The 14,550-nt window shown below is 54.5% G+C and carries 15 protein-coding genes; 10 read left to right on the top strand and 5 right to left on the bottom strand.

What is annotated here, in order from left to right; all coding sequences use genetic code 11:
- Positions 1 to 16: 16 nt before the first annotated feature.
- The 4 genes from ACFE33_RS14505 to ACFE33_RS14490 are packed head-to-tail and all read left to right on the top strand — an operon-like array spanning position 17 to position 3,482.
- Positions 17 to 1,735 carry an acyl-CoA dehydrogenase gene (locus tag ACFE33_RS14505; protein WP_380054868.1) on the top strand — a complete coding sequence of 573 codons (1,719 nt, stop codon included), beginning with the start codon at positions 17 to 19 and terminating at the stop codon, positions 1,733 to 1,735.
- Entirely contained in the window at positions 1,735 to 2,787 is a 1,053-nt protein-coding gene (locus ACFE33_RS14500; RefSeq protein ID WP_380054866.1) for an MBL fold metallo-hydrolase, read from the top strand. Before ACFE33_RS14505 ends, ACFE33_RS14500 begins: the two co-directional genes overlap by 1 nt.
- A 3-nt stretch (positions 2,788 to 2,790) precedes the next feature.
- Entirely contained in the window at positions 2,791 to 3,297 is a 507-nt protein-coding gene (locus tag ACFE33_RS14495; protein ID WP_380054863.1) for a DUF6173 family protein, read from the top strand.
- Positions 3,298 to 3,347: 50 nt separating this feature from the next.
- Positions 3,348 to 3,482: an aa3-type cytochrome c oxidase subunit IV gene (locus ACFE33_RS14490; RefSeq protein WP_380054860.1), complete on the top strand. Its 135-nt coding sequence runs from the start codon at positions 3,348 to 3,350 to the stop codon at positions 3,480 to 3,482.
- Positions 3,483 to 3,526: 44 nt separating this feature from the next.
- Here the strand turns inward: ACFE33_RS14490 and ACFE33_RS14485 are convergent, their stop codons facing one another.
- The gene (locus ACFE33_RS14485; protein ID WP_380054857.1) at positions 3,527 to 3,865 is read right to left on the bottom strand and encodes an AzlD domain-containing protein; all 339 of its coding nucleotides are present in this window, start codon (positions 3,863 to 3,865) and stop codon (positions 3,527 to 3,529) included.
- On the bottom strand, positions 3,862 to 4,572 hold the full coding sequence (locus ACFE33_RS14480; RefSeq protein ID WP_380054855.1) for an AzlC family ABC transporter permease: 711 nt from the start codon (positions 4,570 to 4,572) through the stop codon (positions 3,862 to 3,864). Before ACFE33_RS14480 ends, ACFE33_RS14485 begins: the two co-directional genes overlap by 4 nt.
- A gap of 53 nt (positions 4,573 to 4,625) precedes the next feature.
- Here ACFE33_RS14480 and ACFE33_RS14475 point away from each other — a divergent pair, with 53 nt between their 5' ends.
- From ACFE33_RS14475 to ACFE33_RS14465, 3 genes are read left to right on the top strand one after another with little or no spacing between them, the layout of a single operon-like run.
- Positions 4,626 to 5,486 (top strand): formate dehydrogenase accessory sulfurtransferase FdhD, encoded by an 861-nt coding sequence (locus ACFE33_RS14475; RefSeq protein ID WP_380054852.1) that lies wholly within the window; start codon positions 4,626 to 4,628, stop codon positions 5,484 to 5,486.
- Entirely contained in the window at positions 5,483 to 6,103 is a 621-nt protein-coding gene (gene mobA / locus ACFE33_RS14470) for a molybdenum cofactor guanylyltransferase MobA (RefSeq protein WP_380054850.1), read from the top strand. The genes ACFE33_RS14475 and mobA overlap by 4 nt, the downstream gene beginning before the upstream one ends.
- On the top strand, positions 6,100 to 7,863 hold the full coding sequence (locus ACFE33_RS14465; protein ID WP_380054847.1) for a bifunctional molybdopterin-guanine dinucleotide biosynthesis adaptor protein MobB/molybdopterin molybdotransferase MoeA: 1,764 nt from the start codon (positions 6,100 to 6,102) through the stop codon (positions 7,861 to 7,863). Before mobA ends, ACFE33_RS14465 begins: the two co-directional genes overlap by 4 nt.
- On the opposite strand, the gene ACFE33_RS14460 is transcribed toward ACFE33_RS14465, so the two are convergent.
- Both ACFE33_RS14460 and greA read right to left on the bottom strand, forming a co-directional pair.
- Positions 7,860 to 8,882 carry a hypothetical protein gene (locus tag ACFE33_RS14460; protein WP_380054844.1) on the bottom strand — a complete coding sequence of 341 codons (1,023 nt, stop codon included), beginning with the start codon at positions 8,880 to 8,882 and terminating at the stop codon, positions 7,860 to 7,862. The two genes, ACFE33_RS14465 and ACFE33_RS14460, sit on opposite strands and share 4 nt — an antisense overlap.
- Before the next feature lie 19 nt (positions 8,883 to 8,901).
- Entirely contained in the window at positions 8,902 to 9,372 is a 471-nt protein-coding gene (greA, locus tag ACFE33_RS14455) for a transcription elongation factor GreA (RefSeq protein ID WP_380054841.1), read from the bottom strand.
- 332 nt (positions 9,373 to 9,704) lie between these two features.
- On the opposite strand from greA, the gene ACFE33_RS14450 reads away from it, so the two are divergent.
- Complete coding sequence (locus ACFE33_RS14450) at positions 9,705 to 10,493, top strand: phosphatase PAP2 family protein (protein ID WP_380054838.1); 789 nt, start codon at positions 9,705 to 9,707, stop codon at positions 10,491 to 10,493.
- A 23-nt stretch (positions 10,494 to 10,516) separates the two neighbouring features.
- Here ACFE33_RS14450 and ACFE33_RS14445 read toward each other — a convergent pair whose 3' ends face one another.
- Entirely contained in the window at positions 10,517 to 10,900 is a 384-nt protein-coding gene (locus ACFE33_RS14445) for a VOC family protein (protein ID WP_380054835.1), read from the bottom strand.
- Between the two features lie 196 nt (positions 10,901 to 11,096).
- Here ACFE33_RS14445 and ACFE33_RS14440 point away from each other — a divergent pair, with 196 nt between their 5' ends.
- Together ACFE33_RS14440 and ACFE33_RS14435 are read left to right on the top strand one after the other, a co-directional pair.
- Positions 11,097 to 12,749, top strand: coding sequence for an electron transfer flavoprotein-ubiquinone oxidoreductase (locus ACFE33_RS14440; RefSeq protein WP_380058738.1), 1,653 nt, complete (start codon positions 11,097 to 11,099; stop codon positions 12,747 to 12,749).
- A 117-nt stretch (positions 12,750 to 12,866) separates the two neighbouring features.
- Positions 12,867 to 14,546, top strand: a complete 1,680-nt coding sequence (locus ACFE33_RS14435) for a tetratricopeptide repeat protein (protein WP_380054832.1) — start codon at positions 12,867 to 12,869, stop codon at positions 14,544 to 14,546.
- The last annotated feature ends 4 nt before the right edge of the window (positions 14,547 to 14,550 follow it).

Here is a 14,550-nt window from a genome sequence, read left to right as displayed (position 1 = left end):
ATTGAACGGAGTCCCTATGCCATATCGCGCCCCAACATCTGAGTTTCAGTTTATTTTCGACAATATTGTCGGACTAGAGCAAACACGGGCAACGGAAAAATTCTCCGATGCGACCTCTGATGTGATCGAAGCGATTCTCGCGGAAGCGGGAAAACTGAGTGATGACGTGCTCGCGCCGCTTAACCGGAATGGTGATCTTGAGCCTGCCACGCTTGAAAACGGAGTTGTGCGCTGTTCAAGCGGATTTGACGCTGGGTATGCCGCAATCGCCGAAGGTGGGTGGATTGGCTCTTCTGCGTCAGAGGAATTTGGCGGAATGGGCTTGCCATTCTCGGTGACCACGGCGGTAAACGATATGATGTCGGGCGCGTGTTTGGCGCTGCAGCTAAACCCGCTTCTGAGCCAAGGCCAGATTGAAGCTCTTGAGCACCACGCGAGCGATGAAATCAAGGCTTTGTACCTTCCCAAGCTCATTTCGGGCGAGTGGAGCGGCACGATGAACCTGACCGAACCCTCTGCGGGAAGTGATGTCGGGGCACTTTCGTCCAAAGCGGTGCCGAACGGTGATGGCACTTATGCGATCACAGGGCAAAAGATTTTCATTAGCTGGGGCGACAACGATTTCACAGAGAACGTTTGCCACCTCGTTTTGGCGCGCCTTCCGGATGCTGCACCGGGCACGCGGGGCATTAGCCTGTTTATGGTGCCCAAGCTTATTCCCGACGAAAACGGCAAGCCGGGCGTTGCGAATACGCTCAAGGTTGTTTCGCTCGAGCATAAAACGGGCCTGCATGGTTCGCCAACTGCGATGATGGACTTTGACGGAGCGAAAGGCTGGATTGTCGGTGCCGAGAATGGCGGCATGAAAGCGATGTTCACGATGATGAACAACGCGCGCCTCGGAGTTGCGGTTGAGGGTATCGGAGTCGCCGAGGCAGCGTTTCAGAAGGCCCTCGAATATGCGAACGAGCGCAAGCAAGGCCGAACCGCCGTCGAGGGTGGGAACGGAACCATCGTCGATCACGCTGATGTGCGGCGGATGCTGGCAACAATGAAATCACAGATTTTTGCGGCTCGCTCTATCGCGCTTTCTTGTGCTGTAGCGATTGATATGGCGAATGCGACCAAAGACGCCGAGTGGCGCGATCGTGCGGCTTTCCTCACTCCGATTGCCAAGGCATACGGCACGGATGTCGGTATCAACGTGTCCGAACTTGGCGTTCAGGTGCATGGCGGCATGGGATATGTTGAGGAAACCGGCGCTGGACAGTTCTCTCGCGATGTGCGGGTGACTGCGATCTACGAAGGTACGAACGGCATTCAGGCGATGGACCTTGTCGCTCGCAAAATGATGGACGGTGGTGATGCTGCGTATCGTCTTCTCGAAGAGATCGAGCAAAACGCCGAATCCGCGCGCGCAAAGTTCCCGATTATGGCCGAGGCCGTATGGTCCGCCGCCGAGACGCTTCGCGAGGCGACCGAATGGCTCGTAGCGCAGGATGATCTGAACGACAGATTTGCTGGTGCAGTTCCGTATCTGCGGGCTTTTGCCTTGGTTTGGGGAAGTCACGCCCAACTTATGGCGGCAGTCGCAGAAGGCGGCGAAGGGCCACGCACAAGATTGGCGCGTTTCTTTGTAAAGCGTTTGTTGCCCGAGCACGGCGCTCTGCTTGCGCATGTGCGTGAAGGTCGCGGCGATCTTATGGCGATTAGCGCCGAAGATTTGGCATCCTGATGACTGTTTTACCTCCGTCACAGAGCGGCATCCGCTATCCGTATGAAGCGCCCCCCGAAGAAGGGCAGGCGATTGAGGTTGCCACTGGTGTCTTGTGGATGCGGCTACCGCTTCCGATGAAGTTGGACCACGTGAACGTCTATGCGTTGGATGATGGCGAGAGCTGGACAGTTGTCGATACGGGCTTTGACACCAAGCGCACACGTCAAATTTGGCGGGATCTGATGGCGGGGCCGCTTGGTGGGAAGCCGATTTCGCGTGTATTGGTGACGCATCATCACCCCGACCACGTGGGGCTTGCGGGTTGGATTCAGTCAGAGTTCGGTGCGGAGTTGATCATGACGCGCACGGCGTGGCTGGCCTCGCGTATGCTGACGCTGGATGAGCAAGCCGTCCCAACGCCCGAGACGCTAACCTTCTGGCGGCAAGCGGGCATGGATCCAGAGATTTACGCAAGCCGATCCCAAGAACGGCCTTTCAATTTCGCCGATATCGTCGCGCCTTTGCCGCTTGGATTTACGCGAATACAAGAGGGTTCGGTTATCGAAATCGGTGGCAGAACGTGGGACGTACGTATCGGCGACGGACATGCGCCAGAGCACGCGGTTTTGTTCTCGCGGGACGATAACCTTGTTCTTGGCGGTGATCAGGTATTGCCGTCAATCTCGCCCAACATCGGTGTATATGCGACCGAACCGATGGCGGACCCGCTTGCGGAGTGGCTGGAATCCTGCGAGCGCCTAAGTGAATATGCGCGCGGTGATCAATTGATTTTGGGTGGCCACAAGCTGCCTTACACGGGCCTTCCTGTACGGCTTAAGCAGCTTATCAACAACCATCACAGCGGACTTGAGCGCCTTTTGGAATACCTAAGGACCCCGCGAACCGCGCACGAATGTTTCCCGCCACTGTTCAAGAGGAGCATAGGTGAGGCAGAATATGGCCTTGCATTGGTCGAGGCAATCGCGCACGTAAATCATCTATACCTTGCTGGAAAAGTCACGCGAGGCGCGCGCGAAGATGGTGCGTGGGAGTATTGCACGAAGGGATAAGCCATGGGCGACGATATTGTAACAGCAGCCGAAGCAGAGGAAAACGCAGTGCTTCCTTCCGCACGCGTTGTTCATTGCGACCCTGACACTTCTGGCTTGGTTGAGCGCCAACCTCTCCCTAAGGGCGTCGCCAAAGTTCCCGTTGCTCAGAAAACTGCGGCGCATTGGGCCTATGAGCGCCTGATTATGTATATCAAGAACTTCGAAGAGCAGCTCGACAATGAGCATGAAATTGCGATGGGCTTTGTCGGTGGGAACACCGGTGTTCTGCGCATCGAGGGCTTGGGCTATTTTGATCCGGATATCGTCACGTTTTACGGAACCGACGAGACTGGCTCAAAAACACAACTCATCCAGCACGTCAGCCAGCTATCAGTTATGCTTCGAGCCCTAAGAAAGCGGCCAGAGGCGGTTGAACCGAACCGAATAGGTTTTAGATTAGCAGCAGATCTGGATTCTGACGCCATCGTTTCCGAGGATGGTACGTCAGAGGGTGACAGTACGAAATAAATCGTCTATTTGGGCGATGAACAAAGCGAAAGACTTAAAGAGGTGCTCTTATGGCCGAACACAAGCAAGGCGAAATGAATATCGAAGTGCAAACCAAAACCTTTGATGGCTTCATCAAAATGGTCACTTGGGGCGCGGGTCTTTCGATTGGTGTTTTGATCTTCCTGGCGATTTTCAATTCCTGATAAAAACAAGAAATGGCGGCCGATGGTTCGCCGTTTCTTGCTCTCTAGAGCCATGTATTTATGACATAGAGCGATAGATAGAGCGCCGCCCCGCCGCAGAAAAACGCCGCGAGGAAGCTTTTACTGAAATATCCCACCGCCAGCGCAACCGTCGCCGCAATCAGGCGCGCGGGGTCTGTTTCGCCGTCTGTTGCGGCTGGCCAAATCACCAGTGGCGCAACCAGTCCGGGCATAACGGCGACGGGTGTGTAGCGTAGGTGGCGCAAGACCCAGTCGGGCAAATCGCGCCCGCCGATGATTCCCAAGAATGAAAAGCGGATCAGATATGTCCCAATCCCAAGTGCCGCGATGATGAACCAGATGTTCGCGTCTGAATAGTTCATGCTTTTTTCCTCCCGAGCCAGAGTTCAATACGCGCGCCCACCATCATCGCAACGAACGCCGCAAGCAAAAGCCCTGTGCCCGCAGGCATAAAGTTCAGTGTCAGTGAAAGGACAATGGAGACTGCTGCCGCCGCGACATGCGCCAACGTGCGTAGCATCGGGCCAACCATAGCAAGGAACGTAATCGGAAGTGCGAAATCCAGCGCATATTCAGGGGGTATGCCCGTTCCGACTTTGGCGCCGATATAGGTGAATATGTACCAAACTGGCGTCAACAGAGCCATGCTGCCCGTGAAAAATGCGATCCGCTCGGGGATTGTCATTTTTGGGTTTCGCTCAAATTCAGAGATACTAACGGAATACCCTTGGTCGATGAGAATGTAGCTGATGAAGCCACGCTGCCAAAGTGGGGCCTTGCCGATATACGGAACCATCGAGGCCGAATACATCATCATGCGCAAGTTCACCGCAAGGCTTGTGGCAAGGATGATAAAGGTCGGTGCGTCCTCGGCCATAAGCGATACCGCAGTGAATTGCGCCGCACCCGCGATCACGAGTACCGAGAACGACATAACGTGCAAAACGTCTAGGCCTGCCTCGGTTGCGACGACGCCGAATAGCATCGCAAACGGTGCTCCGACCAAGAGAAAAGGCGAACCGTCGCGAAGCCCGCGTAAAAACGCGGATTTGGTGGTGGAGTTGGGCATGGACTGGCTCTAAGCTGTTGGTGAATGACGCGCAGCCTATAGAGGGATGACAGGTGGCAACAACCCCCAATATTGTATCGACACTTATTGCGCCTGATCCGGAGCGCGCGGGACTAACGCGCAAGGTCACGGGCTTTGATCACACGGGTCAAAAGGTTGAAATTGCTGTCGTAGAAGAGCGACCGTTGACTATCTATTTGAATAGTCAGGAAATTGTGACGGCGATGACAATTGGCGATTATCCTGATTTCTTGGCGCTCGGTTTTCTGCGTAATCAGGGGATGCTGCGCGATGATGACAATGTCACCGCTGTGGATTTTGACGAGGATCTAAATGTTGTGGTTGTGCGGACAGAGCGCAAAACAAACTACGAAGAGAAAATGCGCAAAAAGACACGGACCAGCGGTTGTGCCGTTGGCACGGTGTTTGGCGATATGATGGAGGGTCTTGAGGCGCTCGAACTCCCTCAGACCGAAGTGAGAACCAGTTGGCTTTATGCGTTGGCGGAGCAGATCAATCGTATGCCAAGCCTGTACTTAAGTGCGGGGGCCATTCACGGGACAGTATTGTGCCAAGAGGACCGACCCTTGGTTTATATGGAAGATGTCGGCCGTCACAATGCAGTGGATAAGGTTGCGGGATGGATGTTTGCCAATCATGCCGAACCAGCCGACAAGATTTTATATACTACGGGGCGATTGACGAGCGAGATGGTCATCAAATGTGCGCAGATGGGAATCCCGACGCTTGTTTCCCGATCAGGTTTCACCGCGTGGGGCGTAGAAATAGCGCAGTCCATCGGGCTGACCCTCATAGGGCGATTGCGTGGGCAGCGGTTTACTTGCCTTGCTGGCGAAGAAAGGCTGATCCGTGATGCCAAACCGAACATGCGTGATAGGGAGAAAACATCATGAAGGCACCCTATGGCGTGATACTTGCGGGCGGTGAATCGCGCCGCATGGGGGGCGGGGACAAGTGCCTTCAGAGAATTGGACAGCAGCCGATACTAAACCATGTGATAGACAGAATTTCGCCGCAGGTCGCGGAGCTTGCGTTGAACGCGAATGGTGATCCCGCGCGGTTTGCGCAATTCGATATCGAAGTTGTTCGCGACACAATCGAAGGGTTTGCAGGGCCGCTTGCTGGTGTTCTGGCAGGGTTAGATTGGGCAGCACAAAAGGGCGCCGATCATATCGTCACAGTCGCGGCGGATACGCCATTCTTTCCACAAGACGTGGTTGCGCAACTCTTGTTAGCTTCTGAAACACAGGGGAAGCCGATCGCGATGGCGGCTACGCCAAATGAGACAGGGAAGGTCATGCTGCACCCCGTGTTCGGGCTTTGGCCAGTGTCATTGCGCGATGATCTGAGGGACGCGCTGAACCAAGGCGTTCGCAAGGTTGTCGCATGGGCCGATGTGCATGGCATTGCCAAGGCCATTTACGCGACCGATAGGATCGGTCCGTTTTTCAACGTGAATACGCCAGAAGACCTCGAACTGGCACGCACGATCATAGGTGCGGATGCATGAAGGTTTTCGGGGTTACGGGGTGGAAGAACAACGGCAAGACGGGATTGATGGAGCGTTTGATTGCCGAGGTGAGGGCTCGTGGGTTTTCCGTCTCGACAATCAAGCATGCGCATCACCGATTTGATCTGGATCAGGAAGGTAAGGATAGCTTTAGGCATCGCGCAGCGGGGGCAAAGCAGGTGCTGCTTTCCTCTAGTAAGAGATGGGCTTTGATGGATGAGTTGCAGGGCGACAACGAGCCAGAGCTGGCAGAGCATATCGCAAGGCTTGATCCCGTTGATCTCGTTCTGGTCGAAGGGTTCAAAGCCGCGTCACACCCCAAAATTGAAGTCCACAGGGGCAACGCAGCACGCGAACCGTTGATTGCGTTAAAGGATCAAACCGTGCTCGCTGTGGCATCGGATCGGCCCCAAGAATTGCATGTTCCGGTTTTCGATCTGGATGATACGGCGGCCATTGCAGATTTCATTTTGGAGTACGTTGGGCTGGTGAAGTCCGAGAAAAGCACCAAAGCCGCACCGCTAAAGGATGACTGTTTTGCCCTACCCGAGGGGATGTATTGGACCCCAGTGGACGAGGCGCTGGCCAAATTGCGCGATACGTTAGCACCCGTGGTAGATATTGAGGTCTGTGGTCTGGAAGAGGCGTTGGGAAAAATTGTGGCGGCTGATCAGCGCGCCATTCGTTCCAATCCTCCTGCGCCGAACTCGGCGGTGGACGGGTATGGAATTCAGAATAGCGGTGCCGCAGGGCCGCAGAGTTATCAGTTGCTGGAGGGGCGTTCTGCGGCGGGGGCTCCGTTTGCGGGAGCGGTGGCGGCGGGGCAGGCGGTGCGCGTGTTGACGGGCGCAGTTCTCCCCGCCGGAGTTGATAGCGTGGTTATGCAGGAGGACGTTGTAATTGAGGGCGGAACCCTCACTTTCAGCGGGCCCCTGAAGATGCGCGCAAACACGCGACGCGCTGGCGAGGACGTGGACGCGGGCGGCATCATACTGACCAAAGGAACGCGCATTTGTGCGCCAGAGATCGCAATCCTCGCGGCAACTGGTGCCCACGAATTAGAGGTGTTCAAACCGCTGCGCGTTGGTGTCCTCTCTACTGGGGATGAACTTATTGCGGCAGGAAGCGAAGCAACGCCTTCGCAGACGTATGATGCCAATCGCCCGATGCTCCTTTCGCTTGCGGCGTCATGGGGGCATGAGGCGGTCGATTTGGGGCAGGCCCCCGATGATCCAGAGGCGATCGAAGCGGCGTTGATCGCAGCCGCAACAAAGGTAGACGTTATCTTTACATCAGGTGGTGCGTCTGGCGGCGATGAGGATCACGTTGGCACGCTCTTGGCGGCAAAAGGTAACCTTCAGACATGGCGCGTTGCGATTAAGCCTGGGCGTCCGTTGGCAATGGCGATGTGGAGAGGCGTGCCGGTTTTCGGTCTGCCGGGCAATCCTGTCGCGGCATTCGTGTGCGCATTGGTTTTCGCGCGCCCTTCGTTGGGAATGTTGGCAGGCGCTGGATGGCAAGAGCCGCAATCGTTCATGGTGCCCGCAGGGTTCTCCAAGAAAAAGAAGGCAGGTCGCCGCGAATTTTTGCGTGCGCGCATGACGCCGGAAGGTGAAGTGGAGGCCTTTGCTTCAGAAGGTTCAGGCCGCATATCTGGGCTAAGCTGGGCGAATGGATTGATCGACCTGAGCGAAGACACCACTGAAATCACCAAAGGCGACTTGGTGTGCTTTTTGCCATTCTCAAGCTTTGGAATTTAGTCAAAGGTTCCTGAAACACGCCCCAAGAGCATGAACGCGCGGGCGGTTCTGGTGTCTGTTAGCTCAGCGATTTCAATGTCGCTTGCGCCCTCTTCAAAGCCGATAAAGCTCTTGTCGAACTGGCGCAGGAAATGATGCGAAGTATCGCGGAATATCGGGTCCTGCCGCATTCGCGCCGCTGTTAGGGCCAAGCAGGAGCGGTCTCTGATTCCGCCTAGTGCTGCCACACTGCGTCCTCGTTCACCCTTGGCGAAATGCCGCCAGATTTCGGGCGATGCGCGTTCGGGGCGGAGGTCATCCATATAAATGCCGTCTTGGCTTAGAAGCGTTAGGATGTCTTGGGAGGACTGAATAAGACGCGCGGCTTCGCGATCCTTTAGGGCGCGGCGAAGTGCGGCGAAGCCTTCTTTATCTTCGGCATTCTCGGGGAAGTTCACGGCGCGTATGAAATCTGCGGTCGAGAGCGGCGGCGTGATGTCCTCAATTGAGGTCCCGAGAGCCAATGCTTGCTGTGCATCCGCGTCAGGATTCGGGAGGGCGGTGGGGCGAATACGTGCCGTCGGTGCAGCGTTAGTGCGCGTGGTTGCAAAGGTGGTGATTGCCGATTCGGTTTGGCGCTGTGCAGTGACGATTTGGTCGAGCTTCTCAACGACTGAGGGGATGGTCGTGACTGATGTGGCCTGCTGCTGTTCCACGTAACTCATGCGCATGGCGTCGATTGATGCTTGAAGCCGCGCGGTTTCTTCGCGGATGATGCGCGCGCTGCGCAGCGAAACAACCCCGACCCAAATCACAGCCACGGGCAGGAAGACAACAAGCAAGGTCGCTACGAACTTGAGAGCCGTAGGAGCCGAAGCTGTGGCTTCGCTTGGAACGATCAACAGAAACGTGCCTGCCGCCAACACCCAGACGATCGATAACGCCGCCGCGACCACCTCAAGCGGTACAAGAGGCGTGGTACCGCCGAGCCGAGAAGTTCTCCCAGCTTCTAGCGTGTCCGGTTTGTTGGCTTTGGGCATGGCGCCGCCCCGCAATGGGTTACTGATAAACGATTTTTAGGATTTCAAAGTCGCGGGTTCCGCCCGGAGCCTTGAATTCAATGCTATCGCCTTCTTCTTTGCCGATGAGCGCGCGTGCAAGCGGGGATTTGATGTTGAGCAAACCTTTTTCCAGATTTGCTTCGGGCTCGCCGACAATCTGATAGGTTTTCTCTTCGTCGGTGTCCTCATCAACAATCGTGACGGTCGCGCCGAATTTCACAGACCCGGAAAGCGAAGCCACGTCGATTACATCCGCAAGAGAAATGATCGCCTCAAGCTCCTTTACGCGCCCTTCGATAAAGCTCTGCTTCTCGCGGGCGGAGTGGTACTCGGCGTTCTCTGACAGGTCGCCATGCTCGCGCGCTTCCGCAATCGCACGGATGACTGCAGGACGTTCAACAGACTTAAGCTGTTTCAATTCGATTTCGAGCCGGGAAAACCCAGCTTGGGTCATTGGTATCTTTTCCATTAGGTGCCTAGCGTTTTATAGTTTGGTAATTGGCAACACGTCACTGTTAATTCAAGCTTGGGCGTTGAAGTCAAGGCCTTGCTATAACTAGAAGTAATTTGGTCCGCTAGCGACAGTTATTTTATTTGGCACATATGCGTACTTATCTTTATCTGCTGCTTTTTCAGTTTGTGTGCTGTCTGGTCGTGCTTTCTATAGTGCGAGATGATCCAATATTCTCTATCACCGATTTCGTGCACCATTTCTTCCTTATTCCAGGGGGCTTCCATTGGAAGGGGAAGTATGTATTGGCCTTCTTGCTGATAATACTGATTTTCATCTCGAGAGTGAAGTTGGCGAACCGGCTTGCGCTTGCGTTTGTCATCTTCATCGCCTGTATCATGCAGAAGATGATGTTCTCAGCCATCAAGACAACAATGCCGAGTATCGTTCCGTTTTATGCGGACGACTTGTTTCTAGAAATGGATCGAACGCTGCTAGGAGGGATAGATGCTTGGGAAATAACCCATCTGTTTAGCGCCTATATTCCTGCTGATTTGGCGGGGTTTATATATGTTACGGCGTGGGTGCTCTTTATTCTGTTTTTCCCTACGCTGCTCGTAATGTTCGACAACAATATTGAGCGGCGAAATCGCTACCTCGTTATGTATTTCTGGGTCTGGTTCGGGCTTGGACACATTCTGGCGCTAGCGTTTATGTCTGCGGGGCCCGTATTTTATGACCAAGTTTATGGCGGGAATACCTTTGCTTCGCTTACTGCCGCACTCCAAAGTTCGGGCGTTTCAACGAGCTTCGTGGGCCAAATTCAACGTGATTTGTGGACCGGATACAGCACGATGGAGCAAACAGCCAGTTCAGGCATTTCGGCGTTCCCGAGTGTGCATATCGGAAACGCCATGTTGTTTGGGTTGTATCTCTATGAAGTCGCGCCAAAGCTATGGCCCGTTTCCGTTGTTTATCTGATCGTGTACCAGTTTCTCTCGGTATATCTCGGTTGGCACTATGCGGTTGACGGGATTGCCTCTGCAATTCTGGTATATGCGCTGTGGAAGTATCTCAAAGTTCGAGAAGCGCGGAAGCAACAAGCTGTACCAGCTTCGGACGATGCGATTTATTCCTAATCGCGCGTCGTTGGTATGCTCACTCAATCATATTGAACAACCTCGTATTCAATTCCGTCGTGGTCATCGAAATAGAAGCGGCGCCCGGGTTCGTAGTCGGCGTGGCTTTGGGGTTTGAAGCCAGCGGCGATGACGCGTTTCTCGGTGGCATCCAGATCGTCGACGACAACGGCTAGATGGTTCAGCCCTCCGATATGTTTGTAGGAGTTGTTTGTTTGGCCTTCGCTGGCGGGGTGTTGATATATGGCGAGATAGCTGTCGTCACCTCCGACATGTGCTGAGCGGCCGCCATGAATCGAGTCTCCCTCCCAGCGGGTTTTCCAGCCGAAGATGGACTTTAGAAACTCTGTGGTTTTCCTGATGTCAGACACAGTGACGTTCGCGTGTTCTAGTCGTGTTTGGCTCATTTCATGTTCCTTTTTGAGTTGATATACGAGTTGTAATTCCTCAAGTTAACTTTAGGTCAATACAGATTTTCAGATTATTTTGACGCTCGTTCAGAGATTTAACGCGGTGTCGCGATTGACCCCTTTCCCCTTGTTCGGGTATCGCAAGAAGCAAGAGAGCATGAGTGAGGCGCCGCTGGGCGCAGAGAGGAATGAGATGACCGATATCGAACGGGAATCCATGGAGTACGATGTTGTTATTGTTGGCGCCGGTCCTGCGGGCTTGTCTGCGGCGATCCGTCTGAAACAACTCGACGCTAATCTGGATGTAGTGGTTCTTGAAAAAGGTAGCGAAGTTGGAGCGCATATCCTTTCTGGCGCGGTGCTTGATCCCGCTGGCTTAACGGCGCTTATGCCTGATTGGAAAGAACGCGGCGCACCCATTAACGTTCCGGTCAAGAAAGACCGCTTCCTGTTCTTGGGTGAAGCGGGGCATATTCGCATCCCGAATTTCCCAATGCCGCCACTTATGAATAACCACGGCAACTATATCGTCTCGATGGCGAATGTTTGCCGCTGGATGGCGGAGCAAGCCGAGGAACTGGGGGTCGAGATTTTCCCGGGCATGGCGTGCTCAGAGCTCATTTACGGAGAGCAAGGCGAGCTTGTTGGCGTAGTCGCAGGCGAGTTCGGCAAGAACCCCGACGGCACGCCCGGTGCAGCATACGAACCGGGGATGGAACTTCGCGGCAAGTACGTGTTCCTCTCCGAGGGTGTGCGTGGATCGCTCTCGAAACAAGTGATCGCGAAATACGATCTTGCTAAGGATTCCGATGTTCCGAAGTACGGGCTTGGAATGAAAGAAATCTGGGAAATTAATCCTGACCAACACCAAGAAGGCACCGTCACCCACACGATGGGCTGGCCGCTGGGCGGAAATGCGGGTGGTGGCTCGTTTATCTATCATATGGATAACAATCAGGTGTTTATCGGTTTCGTTGTGCACCTGAACTACAAGAACCCATACGTTTCCCCTTACATGGAATTCCAACGGTTCAAGCACCATCCCGAAATCGCGAAGCTCTTGGAAGGTGGTCGCCGCGTTGCTTATGGCGCGCGCGCAATTTCCGAGGGTGGCTATCAATCTATGCCCAAGGCCGTGTTCCCCGGTGGAGCGCTCTTGGGGTGCTCGGTCGGGCTAGTGAACGTTCCGCGCATCAAGGGTAATCATAATGCTATGTTCTCGGGCAAATTCGCCGCCGAAGCAGCATATGCAGCGCTGCAAGCAGGGCGTTCTGGAGATGAGCTGTCCGATTACGACACCGAACTACGGACGGGCGTCATTGCCAAAGACCTTAAGAAAGTGCGCAATGTTAAGCCGCTCTGGTCGAAGTACGGCATGATGGCTTCTCTCGCTTTGGGCGGCGTTGACATGTGGACCAATACGCTCTTCGGGTTCTCGCTCTTTGGGACGCTCAAGCATGGCAAATCCGATGCGGATGCGACGGGCTATGCTGCGGATCACAAAGAGATCGACTATCCCAAGCCAGACGGGACGCTATCGTTTGATCGTCTTACCAACGTGAGTTTTTCGGCGACCAATCACGAAGAAGAACAGCCCTGCCACCTACAGCTTGCTGATCCAACTGTTCCGATTTCGGTAAATCTTCCGAAATATGCGGAGCCAGCACAGCGCTATTGTCCAGCAGGTGTGTATGAGGTGATCGAAGAAGCAGGCGAGGGGCCGCGCTTCCAGATCAACTTCCAAAACTGCGTGCATTGCAAAACCTGTGATATCAAGGATCCAAGCAAGAACATCACTTGGGTCACGCCACAGGGCGGAGATGGGCCAAACTATCCGAATATGTAGGCAAATAACTTAAATATGAACTTGCGGAGGCCGTGGAATGCGCGCCTCCGCATTGCGTTGCAGGGATTGAGTGACTAGGTTTAGGCCAACGCAACGAATTGCCAAAGGCCATACCGTTTGAAACACTCTGTATTGCGCGCTGCGCTTCTTTCGACCGCTCTCCTCTTTCCCAGTGCAAATGTCCAAGCCGAAGGTTTGGCCGGTGCTTACCTTGCCGCGCGAAGCGCGAGCACCGCGGCAGACTTCAAATATGCCGCGACATATTTTTCACGCGCGTTGATCGAAGATCCAGGCAACTCGTTCCTCTTGAATAGCGGTATTGCGGCGAACCTTTCTCTTGGAAAGTTAGATACTGCTGTGGTTCTTGCGCGTGCGCTTGAAAGTAAAGGTGAGCATTCCCCCGTGGCGGACCTTGCGCTTGCGGTTCAAGAGGTAGTTGACGGCGATTACGAGGCCCTGTCCGCACGTATCGCAGATGGCGCAGAGATTGGCCCCGTTGTGACACAGCTCTTTGACGCTTGGGCAGAATTGGGCGCTGGCAAGATGTCTTCGGCACTCGAGAAGTTCGAGGCACTCACCAAGCTACAGGGTATGGAAGGCGTTGCGAATTATCACAAAGCGCTGGCTCTTGGCTCAGTTGGCGATTTTGAAGGTGCCGCAGAAATCTTCAGAGATGTGGATGCAAACGGCTTTTCTCATACGCGTTCGACCCTTACCGCATATGTCCAAGTCCTAAGCCAGTTGGAACGGAATGATCAGGCCCTCGAAGAGTTGAGCAGAGTCTATCAGGATGGTACCGCAGACCCGGAGTTCGAAGACCTTAAACAGCGCCTCGAAGCGGGCGAGACATTGCCCTTTGCGATTGCCCCAACCCCAAGAGAAGGGATCGCGCAAGCGGCTCTGACATTGGCTGAAGTGCTTTCGGTTGAAGGGACGCCGGACCAGACAATTCTGTATTCCCGCGCTGCGGAACTGCTTGATCCGAATATGATCTCGGCCGTATTGCTTTCGGCTGCAATGCTAGAAGATTTGGAGCAGTTTGAGTTGGCCACACAAGCCTATGCCAAAGTGCCCGCCGACAGCCCCTCGTTCCATCTCGCGGAAATCGGCCGCGCCGAAACACTTGAGCACGCTGGTAAGCCAGAAGAGGCGATTAAGGTCCTGCGCGATTTGGCAGAGGTCCGTCCTGATTTGCCGATTGTGCAGGTAAGCCTTGCCGATACATTGCGTGGCCAAGAGGATTACCAAGGTGCGAGCGAGGCCTATGACGCCGCTCTCGAGCTGTTCCCAGAAGTCGATCCTAAGCAATGGTTCATCTACTACGCGCGCGGAATATGCCATGAGCGGTTGGATGATTTCCCCGCAGCAGAGGCAGACTTTCGTCAAGCGCTCGAGCTTTATCCTGATCAACCTCAGGTCTTGAACTATCTTGGTTACTCGCTGGTTGAGAAGAACATCAAGCTCGACGAAGCGCTTGAAATGATTGAAAAAGCGGTCGCCGCACGACCCAACGATGGTTACATCGTCGACTCTCTGGCATGGGCCTATTACAAGCTCGGGCGCTATGAAGATGCCGCAGAGATCATGGAGCGCGCTGCATTGCTAGAGCCGCTTGACCCCATCGTGAGTGACCACTTAGGCGATGCTCTTTGGATGGTTGATCGCAAGATCGAGGCGTATTTCCAATGGCGTCGCGCGCTTTCGTTTGAGCCAGAAGAAAAAGACGCCGACCGTATCCGCCGCAAACTTGATGTCGGACTGGATGTGGTGCTCGAAGAAGAATCCAGGGCGAACTAAGCGG

Source organism: Falsihalocynthiibacter sp. SS001 (assembly GCF_042445055.1).
Taxonomy (GTDB): Bacteria; Pseudomonadota; Alphaproteobacteria; order Rhodobacterales; family Rhodobacteraceae; genus Falsihalocynthiibacter.
Note: the sequence above shows the minus strand (reverse complement) of the source record. Positions and strands in the feature narration are given on the sequence as shown.

Excerpts from the sequence above, each read along its gene's own strand:
- mobA (WP_380054850.1), top strand. The coding sequence starts at position 5,483 with ATGAAGGCACCCTATGGCGTGATACTTGCGGGCGGTGAATCGCGCCGC.
- ACFE33_RS14485 (WP_380054857.1), bottom strand. The coding sequence starts at position 3,865 with ATGAACTATTCAGACGCGAACATCTGGTTCATCATCGCGGCACTTGGG.
- ACFE33_RS14480 (WP_380054855.1), bottom strand. The coding sequence starts at position 4,572 with ATGCCCAACTCCACCACCAAATCCGCGTTTTTACGCGGGCTTCGCGAC.
- ACFE33_RS14465 (WP_380054847.1), top strand. The coding sequence starts at position 6,100 with ATGAAGGTTTTCGGGGTTACGGGGTGGAAGAACAACGGCAAGACGGGA.
- ACFE33_RS14460 (WP_380054844.1), bottom strand. The coding sequence starts at position 8,882 with ATGCCCAAAGCCAACAAACCGGACACGCTAGAAGCTGGGAGAACTTCT.
- ACFE33_RS14445 (WP_380054835.1), bottom strand. The coding sequence starts at position 10,900 with ATGAGCCAAACACGACTAGAACACGCGAACGTCACTGTGTCTGACATC.
- ACFE33_RS14440 (WP_380058738.1), top strand. The coding sequence starts at position 11,097 with ATGACCGATATCGAACGGGAATCCATGGAGTACGATGTTGTTATTGTT.
- ACFE33_RS14500 (WP_380054866.1), top strand. The coding sequence starts at position 1,735 with ATGACTGTTTTACCTCCGTCACAGAGCGGCATCCGCTATCCGTATGAA.
- ACFE33_RS14490 (WP_380054860.1), top strand. The coding sequence starts at position 3,348 with ATGGCCGAACACAAGCAAGGCGAAATGAATATCGAAGTGCAAACCAAA.
- greA (WP_380054841.1), bottom strand. The coding sequence starts at position 9,372 with ATGGAAAAGATACCAATGACCCAAGCTGGGTTTTCCCGGCTCGAAATC.
- ACFE33_RS14505 (WP_380054868.1), top strand. The coding sequence starts at position 17 with ATGCCATATCGCGCCCCAACATCTGAGTTTCAGTTTATTTTCGACAAT.
- ACFE33_RS14495 (WP_380054863.1), top strand. The coding sequence starts at position 2,791 with ATGGGCGACGATATTGTAACAGCAGCCGAAGCAGAGGAAAACGCAGTG.